This is a genomic window from Arenibacter palladensis (assembly GCF_900129275.1).
GTDB classification, from domain to species: domain Bacteria; phylum Bacteroidota; class Bacteroidia; order Flavobacteriales; family Flavobacteriaceae; genus Arenibacter; species Arenibacter palladensis.
Genome location: NZ_FQUX01000009.1, coordinates 102537 through 121964, shown reverse-complemented (window position 1 = coordinate 121964; position 19428 = coordinate 102537). Strand labels below are relative to the sequence as shown.

Here is a 19428-nt window from a genome sequence, read left to right as displayed (position 1 = left end):
TAAAGCCTGGAGGCAAAAAAATGTGGAAGTCTTATAACTCTTGGGAAATATTACTTGTATCTATTGTGTTTAGGAGTGGCTGTAGTACTATTTTAATTTGGCTAGGTATTTGATGACAATAATTCTATGAAAAAAATTATATTATTTCTGTTTCTTGGGGCTGGCTTATGGGGCAATTCACAACAGATGACCTTGAAAAAAGGTATCGTTGTCGATTCAATCCCTGTAAAGGATTCCATTTCCGAAAGTTATTCCCTATTTCTTCCTACCAGCTTTGAAATGGATAGGAATTGGCCCATACTTTTTGTTTTTGATATGGAAGGTCAAGGTAAAAGGGCCGTACGTATGTTTCAGGAAGCAGCGGAGAAACAAGGCTATATTCTAGCAGCACCTAACAATGTAAATGATTCTTTATCCACTTCCCAGAATATTCTGGTCACGGGAAGAATGTTCAATGATATTATTAGACTTTTGCCCATTCAAAAGAATAGAACCTATAGTGCCGGGTTTGATAGCGGTGCGAGATTTGCATCTGTGCTACCCATTTTTGTAAAAGGTATTTCGGGAGTAATTTCCTGCGGCGCCGTGTACCCCAATATGGACATATTGGATACGAACAATTTATTTCAATTTATAGGAATTGTAGGGAAGGAAGATTATGCCTATCCGGAAATGCTGGCAGGGAAGTCCCTTATGGGGCGTTTAAAATTTCCTAATCATTTGCTGGTGTTCAATGGGGGACATGAATGGCCCAATAGCCAGTATCTTGAAAAGGCCTTGGAAATTTTCAATTTGTCTGCCATGGGGAAGGGGCAATCGGAGAAAGATGAAATTTATATAAATGAAACTTATGCCCAAAATTTGGAGGAAATAAATCGTTTGATCAGGTCCAACAGATTGATTCAGGCCGATAATTTATTGGATGAAGTCATGTCTGTATATAGGGTTCTGAAGGATAGCGATTCTCTTAAGAGAATAAAGCGGGAGCTTAGAAAGAATAAGCTTTTTAAAACCATGACACGCAATGAGAACAACACTTTAATGAAGGAGTCATTTATTAAGGAGGATTATGTATATTATTTGGAGGAGGATTTAGCGACCTATAATTATAATAATTTGGGTTGGTGGATTTATCAAATGGGTGAGTTGAAGAAATACGATAACAGTAAAATAGAGGCGGAAAGGGAAATGGGAAAACGCCTTTTGGGTTATGTAAATGCGCTCATTGAAGATAATTTGGACATAGTTAATTCCGGAAGTCAGGTAGATCAAGATGTCTTGAGTCTACTATGGATGCTAAAGACCATAACAGACCCTACGGATTATAGCTATTACCTTAAAATAATAGCGAATAGTGCTAAAATGGAAGACTATGGAACCTCCCTCTTTTATTTGGAGGAATTATTGAAGAAAGGGTATAAGGACAAAGCTGAATTATATAGTTTGGAAAACACAGCTTTATTGCGCATTACCCCGGAATTCAATGAAATTGTGGCAAAATATTTAAAAGATGCCCGTTACGACATCATTGAAGAATAAGTTGGTACCATAGAGGAAATAACATCTTTTTTAAAGCTTTAAGCCATAAGAATGGACCATATCACAGATTTAGATCAGATTTGATGGCTGCCGAAAAGTAAAGGAGTATCTATTTTTTAAATTGAATCTTATTTGTGTAAAAAACCTTGTGTTAATAGTTATGGATTTGCTCTAGCAATAGGTTTGAATACTTCGACGCTTGCACGCCCGTTCCCTTTCAGGAGGGCTTTATAACATAATCAGTAGTTTTCTTTAGGGGTATAAGTAGCTTGTGCCAAGGTAATTGACTTTGTAAAATAGCCATAGCTAGGGTTGGTGTCCAAAATTCTTTTATTCAGAAAAATGGATGTTGTATTTTTATGCCAAAAGAAGGAAAATGAAGCAGTTAATTTTGGTTTTATTCTTACTGTCCCTGGGCTGTAAGGAAAAAAGGTACCATGATCAGGAGCAAAACAATACGGAGGAACATGTCTCCGGAGCCTTGGAGGATATTATGCAATTCCAGAAAAAAATGAACATGGAATTCAAAGATCCAGAAATCTCTCCCTTGCCGGACAGGTATAGAAAGGATTTTACTTCTTTGGATTTTTTTGAGCCCGATACTACCTTTAGGATTATGGCAAAATTCACCCGAACACCCGAGGCCTTGCCTTTTATGATGCCGACCACTACAGAAAGACAGACAGAGGAGGTTGTATTTGGGATCATAACTTTTAGTCTACATGGACGTACCCATAAACTGGAAGTTTATCAGAACCAGGAATTAATGCAACAGGACAAGTATAGGGATTATTTGTTTTTGCCCTTTGCGGACCTTACCAATGGGGAAGAAACCTATGGTGGGGGTAGGTATATAGACTTGACCATTCCTAAGGGAGATACTATTCTTTTGGATTTTAATAAGGCCTATAATCCATATTGTGCTTACAATCCAAAATATTCCTGTCCGTTGGTTCCCAAGCAGAACAGATTGGATATTCCTATTGCGGCAGGGGTAAAGGCGTTTAAAAAGGACTAAAAATATAAAAGCCCCGCTCTAAGCGGGGCTATAAATAATAAACTCAATTCTATTTAGAAGGAGTATACGGCAGCTAGTACAAATGAGGATAAACTCTTTTGTGCGGCCAGATCCGAATCTAGGAAATTAAAGGAATCATCTGATGCGCTATCCAAACGCAATTCAGGCTTGATTATTAAATTGCCTATAGTGGCACTACCTGTAAGCGTTACAGCGAAAACACTGGAATCTTCAACTCCGGTTCCAATAGCACCGTAGTCTCCTGTTTCTGCGAAATATTCACCTCTTAATCCCAAGGTGAAGTTATCGGAAGTAGCGTATTGTGGATATAGGGCTACACCAGCAAATCCAATATCGTCATTGTCGTAAAGGGCTGCATTGATTCCCAAGAAGAACTCATCAGACAAATCGAAACCACCTGTGAAGTCAATTTCAAACGCCCCGTCATCCGCTAGGAAATTAAGGAATTGACCGCTGTACCCCAATTGGGCTCCGAAAGCATATTTTTCGGTAGGATTCAATTCGGTTAGATCTGTTGGGTTCATGATGGCCAACATAAGGCTAAAATCATCAGATAGTGTAAAGTCTGCTTTCAAACCGGTATGGGAGAAAGGACCATAAGAAAACAAATAAGATGTACTGTAGTTGAAATTGGCAACAGGAGATATTACTTCGTAACCTAAGAAGGTGTTGAAGTTACCAAATGTTAATTTAACCGATGGGCTTAAATTCCAATATACATATAATTGGTTTACAATATTCCCGGTAGCTGAATATAAAGGAGAAGCAAAAATAGCATCTGTTCCTCTAGGTCCAAAAACAAGGTCGGCTACAAACCCAACATCTTCGCCTTCATATGCGGCTATCACATTGGCCATCCCCAAAGCAAAACCAGGCAAGTTGGCAAATGAAGATCCTGGAGCTGCATTAGGCAGGCCCGAAGCATCGTCAAATCCGTTATCACCATTCAAGTTGGTTCTGTAGTAGGCATCCACACTTCCACTTAGGCTAAATTTCTTAGCTTCTTCCTCTTCCTGCGCGAAAGTTACTGTTGAGGCAAGGGCAAATGCAAGTAATAGTAAATTTTTTACGTATTTTGTATAAATAATCGTTTTCATAATTCAATTGTTTATATCCTTTTAAGGATGTTAGCTTATTATTGAGTTGTTGTAATGAAAAAGGGTTATAAACGGAGCGTTCTGCAAAACGCTCCGTTACCTTTTGTTGTGTATATTAGTGTTGGTTCATTCTGAAGTCGGCATAAGCATCCATTCCGTGCTCATGTAAATCCAATCCTTCCAATTCTTCTTCTTTGGAAACTCTTATTCCAGAAGTTTTCTTGATAGCGAAAAGAATGATAAATGCGGTAAGGCAACAGAAAACACCTGCAGCGGCCACACCTGTCAATTGATATAAAAATTGTGTTACACCGGCCTTAACTCCGAAGATCCCTACGGCCAAAGTACCCCAGATACCACAGATTAAGTGTACCGCTACTGCTCCAACCGGATCGTCCAGTTTTAATCTGTCTATCAAGGCAACACCCAATACAATAACTACACCGGCTATAAGACCTATAATAATGGATTCAAAGGGAGACATTAGGTCGGCTCCTGCAGTAATTCCTACCAAACCACCCAAAATACCGTTCAGCATCATGGTAACGTCATAGTTTTTGTAAAGTATCGTAGAGAATATAAAAGACCCTATTCCACCTGCGGCAGCTGCCAAACAAGTAGTAACCAATACTATAGAAGTTCCAGCTGGATCCGCGGATAATACTGATCCACCGTTAAAGCCGAACCAGCCTAACCATAGAATAAGTACTCCTGCTGCTGCCAAAGGAATATTGTGTCCAGGAATTGCATTTGGTTTTCCATCTTCGCCAAACTTGCCAATCCTTGGTCCTAATATGTATATGGCAATCAAAGCTGCCCATCCCCCTACGGAGTGTACCAATGTAGATCCTGCGAAATCGTGGAAACCACCTTCATCACCACCAAGAGTGGAAAGGAATCCACCACCCCATTGCCAAGATCCTACGATAGGATAAACCAAACCAACGTATATTATAGTGAATATCATGAATCCACCTAGTTTAATACGTTCTGCTACTGCTCCGGAAACTATGGTTGCAGCTGTTGCGGCAAACATGGCCTGGAAAAGAAAATCTGTCCAATACGTGTATCCTTCACTATAGGTAAGATCCAAACTACCATCTGGTAATATTGGGGCTTCAATGCCGAATCCTGCAAAACCAAGATAACCATTGAAATCACCAGGATACATAAGGTTAAATCCTCCTATATAATATAAGAGTAACCCTATACAGATAATGAATACGTTCTTAAATAAAATGTTAATTGTGTTTTTTTGTCTGGTTAGTCCGATTTCCAAAAGAGAAAACCCTAAATGCATGAAGAATACGAGAGCCGTACATATCATCATCCAAACGTTATTTGCTGTAAATAATCCTACGTCCATGTTGTTATTTGTTTGTTGGTTCTTAAATTTTTTAGTTGATTCCTGCTTTTCCGCTTTCCTTTGTTCTGATTCGATAAGCTTCCAAAACTTCGGAAACGAAAATTTTACCGTCGCCTACGTTGCCTGAATATGCTGTATCCAGAATAGTGTTTACGGTAGTTTCCAAGAAATCGTCCGATATTACAATGGAAAGATACCTACGTTGAATGTCGGATGTGCTATAGGAAATGCCTCTATAGACATGCCCTTCTTTTTCATTTCCGACTCCAGTTACGTCCCAGTAACTAAAAAAGTTTACTCCAATTTGATGTAGCGCTTTTTTTACGTCATCAAATTTTGACTTCCTAATAATTGCCTCGATTTTTTTCATAATTGATTTATTATTTATGAAGCAAAAATATATATTAATTCAATACACCCCTATTTTTTGAGGGGTATATGCGTCAGAATTACGTTTTATACAAAAATGCCCCTTAAATTTTAAGGGTATAGTGTTTCAAACTTAATATAATGTTGATATGTTAAAACTTTTAACACTTGTTAAGGTCAAAAACTGAAAAAATCGCGTCTTTTTGGGTGATTTGCTGTTGATAATGCAGAAAAATGGCCAATTACATCAAAAAAAGTAGATGGGCTTTATGTGTGTTAAAATAATTGGATGGAGCTTATAGCTTGGAAAACCAGAATCCAAAAGCAACTGCAAGGATTCCAATTACGATACTGGAAAGAGTATAGGTTGTGAAGTTGACAAAGTCCCCGGTTTTTAAAAAGGAGTGTTGTTCCAGGGCAAAGGTGGAAAAAGTAGTGAAGCCACCACAGAAGCCTGTGGTTAATAATAATGTCTGATTGTTGGTAAGGAAATTGTTTTTAAGTGAAAGTCCTAGGATAAAACCAATAAGTAGGCAACCTATTATATTGACAATAAAAGTGCCGAGAAAAAAATTGTGAAAAGTGTTGTTGAAAGTTTTGCTTATTAAAAACCGTAAGCCACTACCTAGGCCCCCTCCAAGAAAGACGAGTAGAAACTGCTTCATGTACACATAGTTTTTATTCCTTGTTCAAAGTAAATAAAAATTATCATATACAAAGGTCTTAATAATAGGTATAGCGTTATCGTAAATACTATTTTGACATAGTATTTAGGTAAAGATGCATAAATTTCCTTAGACAAGAATTAAACTGCCTTCTTATATTTCGAGTTAATTAAATCTAGGGGGAAGATTACTGTGGTAGATTCTGAAATATTTTTGACGGACTTTTCTTTCTTTTTGGGACTACTGTTAAAACTGACTAAAAAAAGCAATGCGTTTATGCCAATAAGAACTAATAAAATACTGAAAAAAGTTACCATACAACTAAATGATTTAGTTATTCAACGCAAAATTACGTCTTTTCGTATATTAAACGATGTAATAATCAGGAATGTTATTCGGAAGGGTTCTTTTTGTGGCGAAGTGAAAAATAATGTTAATTTTTAAGGAAAAACTTAATAAGAAACAAAATTACTATGAATATTGTGAAGAAAAGTCCTACCCATTTAACACCCTTATAGTTTTTTTTATGAAGTTTTTTGTCTTTTTGATAGGAAAATATGGTGATTACTACAAAAGCAACAAAAAAAAGCCCGGCAAAAATTAATTGTCCCGTACTGAACATATTTATATTTTTACGCAAATCTAACTTAAATAATTTCAATTATGAAAAGTAAACTTAATGCAGTAGAATTGTTCCATAATTCGTTTGGGTTGGGTGTTTCTAAAGAAGTAAGGGCCAATTTGGGCGAAGCTAAGAATTTACTTCGCTTTAATTTGATGGATGAGGAGAATAGGGAATATCTGGAAGCGGCAAACAATAATGATTTGGTTGAAGTTGCAGATGCACTTGGTGATATGCTGTACATATTATGCGGAACTATTTTGGAACATGGCATGCAGTATAAAATAGAGGAAGTATTTGAGGAAATACAGCGAAGTAATATGAGTAAATTGGGGGAAGATGGTAAACCAATTTATAGGGAGGATGGAAAAGTGCTTAAGGGGCCAAATTATTTTAAGCCCAATATTGTGGATATTCTAAATAAAAGGTAGGCTTTAGTTGTTGAAAAGCCTCAATTAAGACAAAAAAACTCCCCTCGTCTTCTAGAAACGAGGGGAGTTTTTAATATGTGATAATAGTTTTAATTAAACTTCTACCTTGTATCTCCATCCAAATTTGTCTTCGGCCTTATTGTATTGTATATCTGTAATACGCTTCTTTAGTATGGAGGCATAACTATCCTTTAATTCTGGAAGGTCATAATCCTTTCCTTGGTATCCAAAAGTGGCAATAGGAGAAATTACAGCGGCGGTACCTGCACCGAACATTTCTTTGAGACTACCATTTTCTGAGGCTTCGACCACTTCCTTTACGGTAATTTTCCTAACCTCTACTGCTATGTTTTCGTCCTTGGCAATGTCTATAATGCTCTTTCTAGTTATACCATCCAATATTCTATCACTTGTAGGACTGGTAATCAAGGTGTCGTTTATCCTAACAAATATGTTCATGGCCCCGGCCTCTTCAATGTATTCGTGGTTGTTGTCGTCTGTCCAGATTACTTGATTATAACCTTTTTCCACTGCCAACTGCGTTGGGTAAAACTGTCCCGCGTAATTACCGCCTGCCTTGGCAAAACCAACACCGCCATTGGCCGATCGTGAATATTTCTCCTCTATCAAAACCTTTACCTTCCCTGCAAAATAGGAGGCCGATGGGGAACAGGCAATAATAAATTTGTATTCGTCCGAGGGGGAAGCGTGGAATCCGCATCCAGAGGCAAATACAAAAGGTCTAATATATAAGGAGCTTCCCTCGGCAGTTGGGATCCATTTGTGGTCTAATTTTAAAAGTGCTTTTAAGCCGTCCATAAAGTAATCTTCAGGGAATTCCGGCATGGCAAGTCTTTTGGACGAAATATTGATCCGCTTTTGGTTTTCCAAAGGACGGAAGAGCCAAACATTTTGATCCTTGTCCTTATAGGCCTTCATTCCTTCAAAAACAGATTGTCCGTAATGAAATATTTTGGCGGATGGGTCAAGTGTAATGGGTTGATATGGAACTATTTTTGGTACTTCCCATGCGCCATTCTTATAATCACAGACCATCATATGATCTGTAAAATATTTTCCAAACGATAAATTATTAAAATCTACTTTATCAATTTTCGAGTGTTTAACTTTCTCAACTACTATTGAATTTGAAACAGTTTGCATACAATTCTGATTTAAAGCAATAAAATTAAGCAAATATCATTAGTAGTACTTCTTTTTTCGTCTAAAAATACCCAGTTTTGTAAAGAGATATAAATTCTGAATATTTTGAGACAATTTAACATTTTGATTGTGACTTTTATGGTGTTTTCGGCCTGTATGGCTCAAAATAAGCCACTGGTAAATGCCAAAGCATCCCAGATAGATGGTGGGAATGCTTATTTTGGAACCCACTTTGCCGATGCCGATGTGCTAACCAGTGCAGAAATGCGTGGGAATTATGAAAAAATGTCCACAAAGGATACAATGGCATCCAAGTTTTCCGGTCTGGTAACGGAGGTATGCAAGGTAAAAGGATGTTGGATGAAGTTGCAATTAGAGGACGGCAAAGAAACAATGGTTAAATTTAAGGACTATGGATTCTTTGTGCCAAAGGAACTTGTTGGAAAAGAAGTTATTGTAAACGGTTTGGCCTTTGTTGAAGAAATGAATGTTAAGGATCAAAGACATTATGCCCGTGATGCGGGAAAATCGGATGAGGAAATTGCGGCTATAATCAATGCGGAAACAAAATATGCCTTTGAGGCGGATGGAGTACTGATAAAAGAATAATTTGAAGAGGAAAATCATAACCACGGCGGACGGTTCCAAAACCATTCAGATAGAGGATTGGAACGAGCAGTACCACTCGGTGCATGGAGCTATTCAGGAAGCCTATCACGTTTTTATAAAGCACGGTTTGTCCTTATTCCATGACCAACCATTATCTATTTTGGAAATAGGTTTCGGAACAGGCTTGAATGCACTTATAACCTTATTGGAATCTAAAAAGCGAGGTTTGGATATAGTTTATAAGGGTATAGAGGCCTATCCCGTTATTCGGGAAGAACTGGAACAATTGGATTATATAGAAGCATTGGATGCAGGGGATATGGAACAATGTTTTTTTAATATGCACCAAACTTCTTGGGGGCAATCACACCCAATATTACCCAATTTTTCATTGATAAAACAGCAGATCGATTTTAGGGAGATCGCAGACGTTGATCAGTTTGATCTAATTTATTTTGATGCCTTTGGTGCCAGGGTTCAGCCAGAACTTTGGACAGAGGAAGTTTTTGCCATAATGTTCAGGGCCTTGAAAAAAGATGGTGTGTTGGTTACCTATTCGGCAAAGGGAAGCGTTAGGAGAGCTATGCAGGCTGTAGGATTTGTTGTGGAGCGTTTGCCAGGGCCTCCTGGGAAAAGGGAAATGCTACGGGCCTTAAAGGTTTCATAATAGTTGCAACATTATTATGGTTTACTTAACAGCTAAAGGGTTTGTACTGTTAAACCTAAACTAAAGTCAACTATTTAAATCTTAAAAACCCATATATTTATATCAAAGTTGATAGAAAGAAAGCAAGGGTATGAAGGTTTTGGTAACAGGTGCAACGGGTTTGGTGGGGAGTGAAATTGTAAAATTGTGCAAGCAAAACAATATCTCGGTTAATTACTTGACCACCAATAAGGATAAAATCGTTTCCCAGACGGGTTATAATGGCTTTTACTGGAATCCGGATAAGAATGAAATAGATGCAAATTGCTTCAGTGGGGTAACTACAATTATCAATCTCGCAGGGTCAAGTATTTCCAAGAGATGGACAAGAAAAAATAAAAAAAGGATTCTTAACAGTAGGGTTAAATCCCTTAGGACCTTGTTGGAAGCTATATCCAAGGTGAAAGTCCATGGCATAAAAACAATAGTCTCTGCTTCGGCAATAGGGATATACCCCAATTCCCTGTCCCAGTATTACAGGGAAGATGTACAAGAAGTGGATAATAGTTTTTTGGGGGAGGTGGTATCTATCTGGGAGAAAGAGGTAGATGCTTTTGAGAAATTAAATATTAAAACTGCCAAGATTAGAATAGGATTGGTGATGTCCAATAAAGGTGGGGCCTTGCCAGAAATGGCCAAGCCTGTAAAATATTACGTTGGGGCTGCTATGGGATCGGGCAATCAATGGCAATCATGGATTCATCTACAGGATCTTGGGCGCGTATTTTTACATGTAATTTCAAGGGATCTAACTGGGGTTTATAATGCCGTAGCGCCCAATCCGGTGACCAATGTAAAGCTTACCAAGGAAATAGCAAGAGTTTTGGACAGACCATTGTTTTTACCCAATATTCCAAGAACGGTAATGCATTTGGTTTTGGGTGAAATGTCCTATTTGCTATTTGCAAGTCAGCGTGTAAGTAGTAAAAAAATTCAAGATTCGGGATTTGATTTTATATATCCCAATATCTGCAGGGCCTTGGAAAATATTTATTTGGATAAAGGAGGGCAAACGGCAACAGATGCACTCTATCGCAATGAGTTTATATCCTAGGAATAACAATTAGAATTATTTTATAAACAATGAACATCCGCCACTGGCGGATGTTTTTTTATAAAGTTTAATGACATTATGACATTTTTAAAGAATTGGCAGTACTTTTGCCATCTGAAATCGGAAGTATATAAATGTATTTTAAATGAGCAACGAAAATAAAACGGAAGAGATGGAAGATGATGTTCTGAACAATATAGAGAATCAAGATTTGGAACAAGATGGTTCATCTACTGAAAGCGAAGACTTGGGAAATAGCGAAGAACTCAGCCTGGAAGAGCAATTGAAGGAAGATCTTAATAAAGAAAAAGACAAATTTTTACGTCTTTTTGCAGAATTCGAGAATTACAAAAGACGTACTTCCAAGGAGAGAATGGATTTGTTTAAAACGGCCGGTCAAGAAGTTATAGTGTCTTTATTGCCCGTTATTGATGATTTTGACAGGGCTTTGAAGGAAATTTCCAAGTCCGAGGATCAGGAAATGTTCAAAGGAGTAGAATTAATAAGCAATAAATTCAAGGAAACCTTAAAAAGTAAGGGTCTTCAAGAAATTGAAGTTAAGCAAGGAGATGCTTTTGATGCGGAAATACATGATGCCATTACACAAATTCCCGCTCCAAACAAGAAGTTGAAGGGGAAAATAGTGGATGTGGTTGAAATGGGTTTTAAATTAGGTGACAAAATTATACGCCATCCAAAAGTGGTTGTTGGAAATTAAAAATATTTTATGAAGGAGGATTATTATGACATCTTGGGCATTGGTAAAAATGCTACTGCGGCGGAAATAAAAAAGGCTTATCGCAAGAAGGCAATCGAGTACCATCCCGACAAGAATCCTGGGGATGCCAAGGCGGAGGAAATGTTTAAAAAAGCTGCCGAAGCTTATGAAGTATTAAGTGACCCCAATAAGAAGTCGCGCTATGACCAATATGGCCATGCAGCCTTTGAGGGCGGCGGCGGATTTGGCGGCGGTGGCATGAACATGGATGATATTTTCAGTCAGTTCGGAGATATTTTTGGCGGTGCTTTTGGCGGTGGAGGTTTTAGTGGCTTTTCCGGATTTGGAGGTGGCGGTGGCCAACGCCGTGTTAAGGGTAGCAATTTAAGAATCAGGGTTAAATTGACTTTGGAGGAAATTGCCAATGGTGTTGAAAAGAAAATAAAAGTAAGGAGAAAAGTTCAGGCAGAAGGGGTTACCTACCAGACCTGCGGGACCTGTGGAGGTCGTGGACAGGTTACCAAAATAACCAATACCATTCTGGGAAGAATGCAGACAGCCGCTACCTGTAGTACCTGTGGAGGCAGTGGGCAAATTATTGATAAAAAGCCCAGTGATGCGGATGCGAATGGATTAAAAGTTTCCGAGGAAACTGTGAGTATCAATATACCAGCTGGGGTAGAGGAAGGAATGCAGTTAAAAGTACCCAACAAAGGAAACGATGCTCCTGGAAATGGAGTTCCCGGGGATCTATTGGTGGCCATTGAAACAGAAGAGCACGATACTTTAAAGCGGGAAGGGGATAATCTTCATTATGACCTTTATATCAGTATTTCTGAAGCAGTTTTAGGTACATCTAAAGAGATTGATGCCGTAGGTGGTAAGGTTAGGATTAAATTGGAAGCTGGGATACAGTCCGGTAAAATACTTAGACTGAGAGGGAAAGGAATTACCAGTCTAAACGGATATGGCAGTGGAGATTTATTGGTGCACGTAAATGTTTGGACGCCCAAGGAATTGAACAAGGAGCAAAAAGATTTTTTCGAACGTATGCAGAACAACGAGAATTTTGAGCCTAGACCCGAGAAATCGGATAAATCTTTCTTTGAAAAGGTCAAGGATATGTTCTCTTAGCATAGGTATTATCGTTTTAAATAAAAAACGTATATTTGAGATAATATTGGGAAACCAATATTATTTTCTTTTTCATAGCAATTTTTTTTCCCATCCTTGATTCGTTGAGGGTGGGTTTTGTTTTTTAGTGAAACCCCGTTTTTATAAGCCCCGAAGGGGTGCAATAAAAAAGGATGGTTGAACTAATCCCGCCCTTTGGCGGGATCACTAGAATGAAGTCTCTTCAGGCCCCGAAGGGGCGCATTAAAAATGGATGGTTGAACTAATCCCGCCCCTTGGCGGGATCTCTAGAATGGAGTGTCTTCAGGCTCCGAAGGAGCGCATTGAACCTGGCTGGTTGAACTAATCCCGCCTTTTGGCGGGAGCTCTTGGTTGGGGTGTCTTCAGGCTCCGAAGGGGTTCAATGGGTAGGGTTGTTAGTATGGATCCTGTAATGTTGGGCGATACATGAAGTTTTAAAAACTTCTGATTTCTATGTTTATTGGTGTAGCCAGTTTCAGAATTTTGTAAAGCACCGCACCTTCGACAGTGATCGAAGTTAAAACATGCAAAAAACCTTAAAAAGGAATAATTTATAAATTTCCAGCCTATCTCTTCAGCCGCAATTATATATCTTTGGGGAAATTGCGTGCATGAATAATATATTGGTCGCTAATGAGGTTTCCAAGCAGTTTGGGAGCCATATAGCTCTCAACAAAGTTTCATTGGAAATTCCCAAAAATAGTATCTACGGTCTGTTAGGACCCAACGGAGCAGGGAAAACCACCTTGATACGTATAATTAATCAAATAATCTATCCGGATCAAGGGGCAATTTTCTTTGATGGTAAGCCTTTACAGGCCCAGCATATTGCAATGATTGGATATTTGCCAGAGGAAAGGGGACTATATAAAAGTATGAAAGTAGGGGAGCAGGCACTATATCTTGCCCAGCTAAAAGGACTGTCCAAGTCCGACGCCAAAATCAGGTTAAAATATTGGTTCGATAGATTGGAGATTGGAGACTGGTGGAACAAAAAAATACAGGAACTTTCCAAGGGTATGGCTCAAAAGATTCAATTTATTGTTACGGTTTTGCATGAGCCAAAGCTTCTGATCTTTGATGAGCCCTTTAGTGGTTTTGATCCTATAAATGCCAACCTTATTAAAGATGAAATCCTTCAATTAAGGGATAAGGGCACTACTATAATTTTTTCTACCCACCGAATGGAATCTGTGGAGGAATTATGCGAGTATATTGCCTTGGTGCATAAATCGGAGAAAATATTGGATGGTAAACTTAGCGATATTAAAAAGGCGTATAAAAATAATATTTACAAGGTAGGGCTAGGTTTGCAAAGTGCTAATGGACTCTTGGAGGATCTAAAGGATAAATTCGAGATTCTATCTTCGGAATATGTGGACGGTGGATCGCAACTAAATTTTACGGTAAAATTGCCCTCTGATGATACAGGCCCCTTTCTATCGCATTTGTCGGGTAAAGCAAATGTCAATAATTTCATGGAGACGATTCCATCGGCAAACGACATATTTATTAGAACCGTTCAATCCAAATAATATTTATGGGTAAGTTAGCGCTAATCATAAAACGCGAATATTTAGCAAAAGTTCGAAATAAATCATTTGTAGTCATGACTTTCCTTAGTCCTATCCTTATGGTGGGGATGGTAGTACTTATTGTTTATTTGACCAAGATCAATGATAACGAAATAAGGACCATTGGTGTATTAAATGAAAGCAATTATTTTTCTACGGATTTTCAGGGAACGGAAAGCAATTCATTTGTAAAGTTTAAGGGCATTGGCTTAGAGGCGGCGAAGGATTCAATTCAAAAAATGGGATTTTACGGCTTGCTATACATTCCCAACGAACAGGACCTGGAACAAGTGGCAAGTAGATCTTTTTTTTACAGCAAGGATGCTCCTGGTTCTTCCATATTGAATAATTTGGAAAATGTGTTCAAAGACCGTTTGCGTTTGCAACGACTACAGGAATTGGGGGTGTCGGTTTCCGATTTTGAAAGTGTTGACAATAATTTTGAAATCAAGACTGCGACCTTTACTGGGGAGCAGAACTTGAAAGGAATAACCGAAATCAAGGCTTTTATAGGAGGGGCATTCGGATACCTGATTATGATGTTCATCATCATTTATGGTGGTTTTGTTATGCGTAGTGTTATTGAGGAAAAAACAACCAGGATAATAGAAGTCATTATCTCTTCGGTGAAACCATTTCAGCTTATGCTGGGAAAAATTATAGGGACCTCCTTGGCAGGAGTTACCCAGTTCGCTATCTGGATTATATCGGCTTTTGTGATGTTCGGTGTATTGATTCTGGTATTCGACATTGATCCATCAGCTCTCAATTCCGGGGCAAGTAATACGCCTGTCCTGATAGGGGGGGCTGCCTATGTGGCAGCATCCGATTCTGCCATGCAATTATATGCGAACGAACTTTTTAGGATTCCTTGGATAATGCTTATTTGTTTTTTTGTCATCTATTTTGTCTTGGGCTACCTAATATACAGCTCAATATATGCAGCAATCGGGGCGGCGGTGGACAATGAAACGGATACTCAACAGTTTATTTTTCCTATTATATTGCCTTTAATGTTGGCCATTTATGTAGGTTTCTTTTCTGTCTTTAATAACCCTCATGGCCCAATAGCTGTAGGATTCTCATTATTTCCTTTAACATCACCTATCGTAATGCTCATGCGTCTTCCTGGGGGTATCGGTGAAGGAGGTGTACCTATTTGGGAGATTGCCGTTTCAATTCTTCTTTTAATTATCACTTTTGTCGGTATCGTGTGGCTGGCGGCCAAAATATATAGGGTGGGCATATTGATGTATGGAAAAAAACCTTCGTATAGGGATTTGCTTAAATGGCTGAAATATTAGTATGGAAAAACTAAAGGATTTTTTTAATGGCTTAAATGAATTCCTCAGCTATAAAATTTGGAATGGGGATAAGGTGGATATAACGGCAGCTACCTTTTTAACTATAATTATTTCTATAATTGTAGTAAACTTTTTCCTAAAACTGATTCATAAATTGGTTACTGCAAAGTTGCCCGAAGAGGACAAGAATAAGTTTATCAGTGTTTTCGGATTTTTAAGATACCTGTTCTACATATTAGTGGTCTTGGTTATCCTACATACCTCCGGTGTAAACCTCACGGTCTTGTTGACCGCTTCGGCAGCACTGTTTGTTGGTTTGGGATTTGCCCTTCAATACTTGTTCCAGGACATCATTTCCGGGATTCTTATTATTATGGATCAGTCCTTGCGCGTAGGGGATATTGTGGAGGTAAATCAAAAAGTTGGTAGGGTTTTTGAAATAAGGTTGAGGACAACCAGGGCACTTACAAGGGATGACAAGGTAATCATTATCCCTAACCACCAATTTTTAACGGATAGTATTTATAATTACACCCAAAATCATAAAAGTACTAGGGAGAACGTTAAGGTTGGAGTAGCCTACGGAAGCGATGTTGTTTTGGTGACTAAAATTTTGGAAAATATCGCTAGCGAACAAAAAGGGGTTTTAAAAAATCCCAAGCCATTTGTGCTATTTGAAGATTTTGGGGATTCTGCCTTATTGTTTTCCATCAATTTTTTCATTAATGACAGTTATGGAGATCCAAAAATTAAAAGTGCTATGCGGTATATCATCGATGCTAAATTTAGGGAACACAATATAAGTATTCCATTTCCCCAAAGGGATGTTCATGTGTTTAATCCCAGTTCAATTGAGACTATGCAAGTTGAAAATAAGAATATTGGGAATGGGAATTAGAATAAAGGGATGGGAATTCTTAATGGGATTCTTTTTGTCGATCAATTTTTGTCTTGCCCAAACACCGGATGTTTTTAGGTTAGAGTATATGCTAATGCCAAGAAATACGGCGGAAGCAAAATTGTCCAGAATTAAATTGGTAGCCAACCTGCCAATTAAAGTGGGAAAGAACGACAATATTATTGTCGGGGGCGAATACAATCGCATTGAATACGATCTAAATCGTAGAACACCTTATGACGATGTAATCACAGAAACATTTCACGTGGCCGATTTAAATATGGCCTACATATTGCAATACAATCAGGATTGGCGCTTTGTTGGGGTCGTAACACCTAGATTGTCGTCTACTTTGACCAATGATATTGGTCAAGGTGATGTCTCCGTAAATATGACGATAGGGGCACTTCGGGATAGGCCAAAAATTGAGAAACCAACCCGCTTGGTATTGGGAATAGCCTATAACTCCACAGTGGCCGTTCGGGTGCCCTTGCCTTTGGTTTATTATGAAAAGAGATTTCATCCCAATTGGGCATATGTAGTTGGAGCTCCAAAAAGTGGTATGAAGTATTTTTTTAACGATAATCATATGTTGCAAACGGAGTTTATCTTGGATGGATATTACGTTAATTTACAGAATACGGTGATTAGCTCCGATTCTGGTGTTGCCTCTTCCATTTCCACCTCGGTGGCTTTGTTTACCTTGGGTTACCAATATGCAGTGGCGAAAAATATTTTCTTTTATGGCTACGCAGGCCATACCTTGTTTCAGGCAGGGGTGCTGAGGGATGAGGACCGAAATGATATTTTTACATTGAATGATCAGCCTAGTTTCTATTTTAGAACAGGTTTTAGAATTGGAATTTAAAATAATGAAATATGTCTAGAATACTAGTTATAGAGGATGAATCGGCCATTAGAAGGGTTTTGGTGAAAATCCTTTCGGAAGAAAATGAAAACTATAAAGTAGAGGAGGCGGAAGATGGGTTGATGGGATTGGAAGCAATAAAAAAAGATGATTTCGATCTTGTCCTGTGCGATATAAAGATGCCAAAAATGGATGGGGTAGAGGTTTTGGTAGCTGCCAGAAAAATAAAGCCTGAAATTCCTTTTATAATGATTTCCGGACACGGAGACCTGGATACGGCCGTGAATACCATGAGACTAGGGGCCTTCGATTATATTTCAAAACCACCAGACCTGAACAGGTTGTTGACTACGGTGCGCAATGCTTTGGATAGAAAGGATTTGGTGGTAGAGAACAAGATATTAAAGAAAAAAGTTAGTAAAAACTACGAAATGATCGGGGATAGTAAGGAAATCTCCGTGATTAAGGAAATGATAGAGAAGGTGGCCCCAACCGATGCCAGAGTCCTCATTACGGGTTCCAATGGTACCGGTAAGGAACTTGTTGCCCATTGGATCCATGAAAAAAGCGAACGAAATGCCAATCCTTTGATAGAGGTCAACTGCGCGGCAATTCCTTCAGAATTAATTGAAAGTGAGCTTTTTGGACATGTTAAGGGAGCTTTTACTTCTGCTGTAAAGGATCGGGCCGGTAAATTTGAGGCCGCCAATAATGGAACCATATTTTTGGACGAGATAGGGGATATGAGCCTTTCTGCCCAAGCAAAGGTTCTAAGGGCACTTCAGGAGAATAAAATAAGCAGGGTTGGATCGGATAAGGATATCAAGGTAGATGTTAGGGTAGTGGCCGCAACCAATAAGGATTTAAAAAAGGAAATAGAAAGCGGAAGGTTTCGTGAGGATCTATACCATAGGTTGGCCGTAATTCTTATAAAGGTACCTGCCCTAAATGATAGAAGGGACGATATTCCTTTGCTTATAAAGCATTTCTCCGAAAAAATAGCCGCTGAACATGGAACTGCACCCAAAATATTTTCAGCAAAGGCAATTGACCTATTGAAAGGCTATGATTGGACAGGAAATATCAGGGAATTGAGAAATGTGGTAGAGCGCCTTATAATCCTTGGGGGCAATGAAGTAACCGAGGAAGATGTGAAATCTTTTGCCAGTAAATAAGCGGTATTGGTTAAAATGGTGAGGGCCTGTCTAGATAATTGTGGATGCCTGTGAACATTGTTCCGCTATAAACGCGCAACACTAATAAGATCGAGGTATAATTGCTTCCAAGGAAGTAGACCAAGTCTGATTTATCTATTTACATGTGCAAATTGCTAGTTTTTGCAGCCACTCAGCTTCTTAAGGGCATTGGCAGCAATTTCCTTGGTTTTTAAGTTGTAATATTTTTTACCTTCGGAAAGATTGGGCTTTAGAAGTTGCTGTTCGCAAATATCGTACACGTTTTGTGTAAATGCCGTGGCTTCCTTACAATCTACGGATTCTACCACCTTGTCCAAAGATTCTTTGAACTTTTCCAGAGCAATATCCACTTTGATTTCAAGGGTGTTTTTGTCCAAAGGTTTGTGTGATTCTAATTCGGCAATGGAAGTCTTGGTATTCATGGCCAAAACATCATTATTGTACCTACTGTTGTGGGAGTCATGTTCGTCCAAGGCTTCCATGCTTCCCGAAGCATTATCCAAAGCCTTTTTTAGTAATATTTTTACACTTGGCATAGAGGTGGCCCTAGTGGCGTTGGTTAGGTTGGTAGAACTTTCATGTAAAAGCTCCATGGCATGCTCGCACCCACAATCCTCTAATTGCGATTTGGATTTTACTATGGCGTTCAAGGCCTTATAGGCAAAATATTTGGACATGTTAATGTCCTCTGTGGCTATTGCCTTTTCAGTTTGTGATTGAATGTAGCCAATATTGGAACCAGCGTATTCACAGGCTTTGTTACTCTTAAAAGATGAGAAAATAAACACTGCCAAAGAACAAACGGCTATAACGGAAAGTCTCATAAAGTAGGTTTTAGTTTATTGTTATACTGGGAAATATAACTTTGTAAAGGTAATCTTACGACTTTGTTATTTTATGATTTTTTCGACGAAGTACAGAAATAGACCATTTTTTTAGACCAACTGAAACTTTCTATGGTTATATGGTTGTTTTTAGTTTCCGATTTCTTTGTAAATAATCGATGAAGTCCCTCATAGACTCCTTTTTCCCTTTGGAAGGGTAAGGCAATTCC

The 19428-nt window shown here is 38.5% G+C and carries 19 protein-coding genes and 1 other annotated feature; of the genes, 13 read left to right on the top strand and 6 right to left on the bottom strand.

Features of this window, described 5'->3' with window-relative positions:
• Window positions 1-126 precede the first annotated feature (126 nt).
• Together BUA60_RS19340 and BUA60_RS19335 are read left to right on the top strand one after the other, a co-directional pair.
• A complete protein-coding gene (locus tag BUA60_RS19340) occupies window positions 127-1539 on the top strand; it encodes an alpha/beta hydrolase family protein (protein WP_072864630.1) in 1413 nt (470 codons plus the stop codon).
• Window positions 1540-1915: 376 nt separating this feature from the next.
• Window positions 1916-2557 (top strand): DUF1684 domain-containing protein, encoded by a 642-nt coding sequence (locus BUA60_RS19335; RefSeq protein WP_072864777.1) that lies wholly within the window; start codon window positions 1916-1918, stop codon window positions 2555-2557.
• A 53-nt stretch (window positions 2558-2610) separates the two neighbouring features.
• Here BUA60_RS19335 and BUA60_RS19330 read toward each other — a convergent pair whose 3' ends face one another.
• From BUA60_RS19330 to crcB, 4 genes are all read right to left on the bottom strand, one after another.
• On the bottom strand, window positions 2611-3675 hold the full coding sequence (locus BUA60_RS19330; protein WP_072864628.1) for an outer membrane beta-barrel protein: 1065 nt from the start codon (window positions 3673-3675) through the stop codon (window positions 2611-2613).
• 115 nt (window positions 3676-3790) lie between these two features.
• Window positions 3791-5041 (bottom strand): ammonium transporter, encoded by a 1251-nt coding sequence (locus tag BUA60_RS19325; RefSeq protein ID WP_072864627.1) that lies wholly within the window; start codon window positions 5039-5041, stop codon window positions 3791-3793.
• Window positions 5042-5072: 31 nt separating this feature from the next.
• Complete coding sequence (locus BUA60_RS19320) at window positions 5073-5411, bottom strand: P-II family nitrogen regulator (RefSeq protein ID WP_072864625.1); 339 nt, start codon at window positions 5409-5411, stop codon at window positions 5073-5075.
• A gap of 295 nt (window positions 5412-5706) precedes the next feature.
• Window positions 5707-6075, bottom strand: a complete 369-nt coding sequence (gene crcB / locus BUA60_RS19315; protein WP_072864623.1) for a fluoride efflux transporter CrcB — start codon at window positions 6073-6075, stop codon at window positions 5707-5709.
• A gap of 663 nt (window positions 6076-6738) precedes the next feature.
• On the opposite strand from crcB, the gene BUA60_RS19305 reads away from it, so the two are divergent.
• On the top strand, window positions 6739-7128 hold the full coding sequence (locus tag BUA60_RS19305) for a pyrophosphohydrolase domain-containing protein (protein WP_072864621.1): 390 nt from the start codon (window positions 6739-6741) through the stop codon (window positions 7126-7128).
• Window positions 7129-7151: 23 nt separating this feature from the next.
• Window positions 7152-7280, bottom strand: a sequence feature (ribosomal protein L10 leader region).
• Here the strand turns inward: BUA60_RS19305 and BUA60_RS19300 are convergent.
• The gene (locus BUA60_RS19300; protein ID WP_072864620.1) at window positions 7222-8292 is read right to left on the bottom strand and encodes a branched-chain amino acid aminotransferase; all 1071 of its coding nucleotides are present in this window, start codon (window positions 8290-8292) and stop codon (window positions 7222-7224) included. (Overlaps the previous feature by 59 nt.)
• Window positions 8293-8397: 105 nt before the next feature.
• Between BUA60_RS19300 and BUA60_RS19295 the strand changes: the two genes are divergently transcribed.
• The 10 genes from BUA60_RS19295 (at window position 8398) to BUA60_RS19250 (ending at window position 18353) form a co-directional block, all read left to right on the top strand.
• A complete protein-coding gene (locus BUA60_RS19295) occupies window positions 8398-8901 on the top strand; it encodes a DUF4920 domain-containing protein (protein ID WP_072864618.1) in 504 nt (167 codons plus the stop codon).
• 1 nt (window position 8902) lies between these two features.
• Entirely contained in the window at window positions 8903-9568 is a 666-nt protein-coding gene (gene mnmD, locus BUA60_RS19290) for a tRNA (5-methylaminomethyl-2-thiouridine)(34)-methyltransferase MnmC2 (RefSeq protein WP_072864617.1), read from the top strand.
• 130 nt (window positions 9569-9698) lie between these two features.
• On the top strand, window positions 9699-10661 hold the full coding sequence (locus tag BUA60_RS19285) for a TIGR01777 family oxidoreductase (RefSeq protein ID WP_072864615.1): 963 nt from the start codon (window positions 9699-9701) through the stop codon (window positions 10659-10661).
• Window positions 10662-10806: 145 nt separating this feature from the next.
• Entirely contained in the window at window positions 10807-11379 is a 573-nt protein-coding gene (locus BUA60_RS19280) for a nucleotide exchange factor GrpE (RefSeq protein ID WP_072864614.1), read from the top strand.
• 9 nt (window positions 11380-11388) lie between these two features.
• Window positions 11389-12513 (top strand): molecular chaperone DnaJ, encoded by a 1125-nt coding sequence (gene dnaJ, locus BUA60_RS19275; protein WP_072864612.1) that lies wholly within the window; start codon window positions 11389-11391, stop codon window positions 12511-12513.
• A 632-nt stretch (window positions 12514-13145) separates the two neighbouring features.
• Complete coding sequence (locus BUA60_RS19270) at window positions 13146-14069, top strand: ABC transporter ATP-binding protein (RefSeq protein ID WP_072864610.1); 924 nt, start codon at window positions 13146-13148, stop codon at window positions 14067-14069.
• 5 nt (window positions 14070-14074) lie between these two features.
• Window positions 14075-15412 (top strand): ABC transporter permease, encoded by a 1338-nt coding sequence (locus BUA60_RS19265; RefSeq protein ID WP_072864609.1) that lies wholly within the window; start codon window positions 14075-14077, stop codon window positions 15410-15412.
• Window position 15413: 1 nt separating this feature from the next.
• A complete protein-coding gene (locus BUA60_RS19260; protein ID WP_072864607.1) occupies window positions 15414-16310 on the top strand; it encodes a mechanosensitive ion channel family protein in 897 nt (298 codons plus the stop codon).
• A complete protein-coding gene (locus tag BUA60_RS19255) occupies window positions 16300-17178 on the top strand; it encodes a DUF6268 family outer membrane beta-barrel protein (protein WP_072864605.1) in 879 nt (292 codons plus the stop codon). Before BUA60_RS19260 ends, BUA60_RS19255 begins: the two co-directional genes overlap by 11 nt.
• Window positions 17179-17189: 11 nt before the next feature.
• The gene (locus BUA60_RS19250; RefSeq protein WP_072864603.1) at window positions 17190-18353 is read left to right on the top strand and encodes a sigma-54-dependent transcriptional regulator; all 1164 of its coding nucleotides are present in this window, start codon (window positions 17190-17192) and stop codon (window positions 18351-18353) included.
• Between the two features lie 155 nt (window positions 18354-18508).
• On the opposite strand, the gene BUA60_RS19245 is transcribed toward BUA60_RS19250, so the two are convergent.
• The gene (locus BUA60_RS19245; RefSeq protein WP_072864601.1) at window positions 18509-19198 is read right to left on the bottom strand and encodes a hypothetical protein; all 690 of its coding nucleotides are present in this window, start codon (window positions 19196-19198) and stop codon (window positions 18509-18511) included.
• Between the last annotated feature and the right edge of the window lie 230 nt (window positions 19199-19428).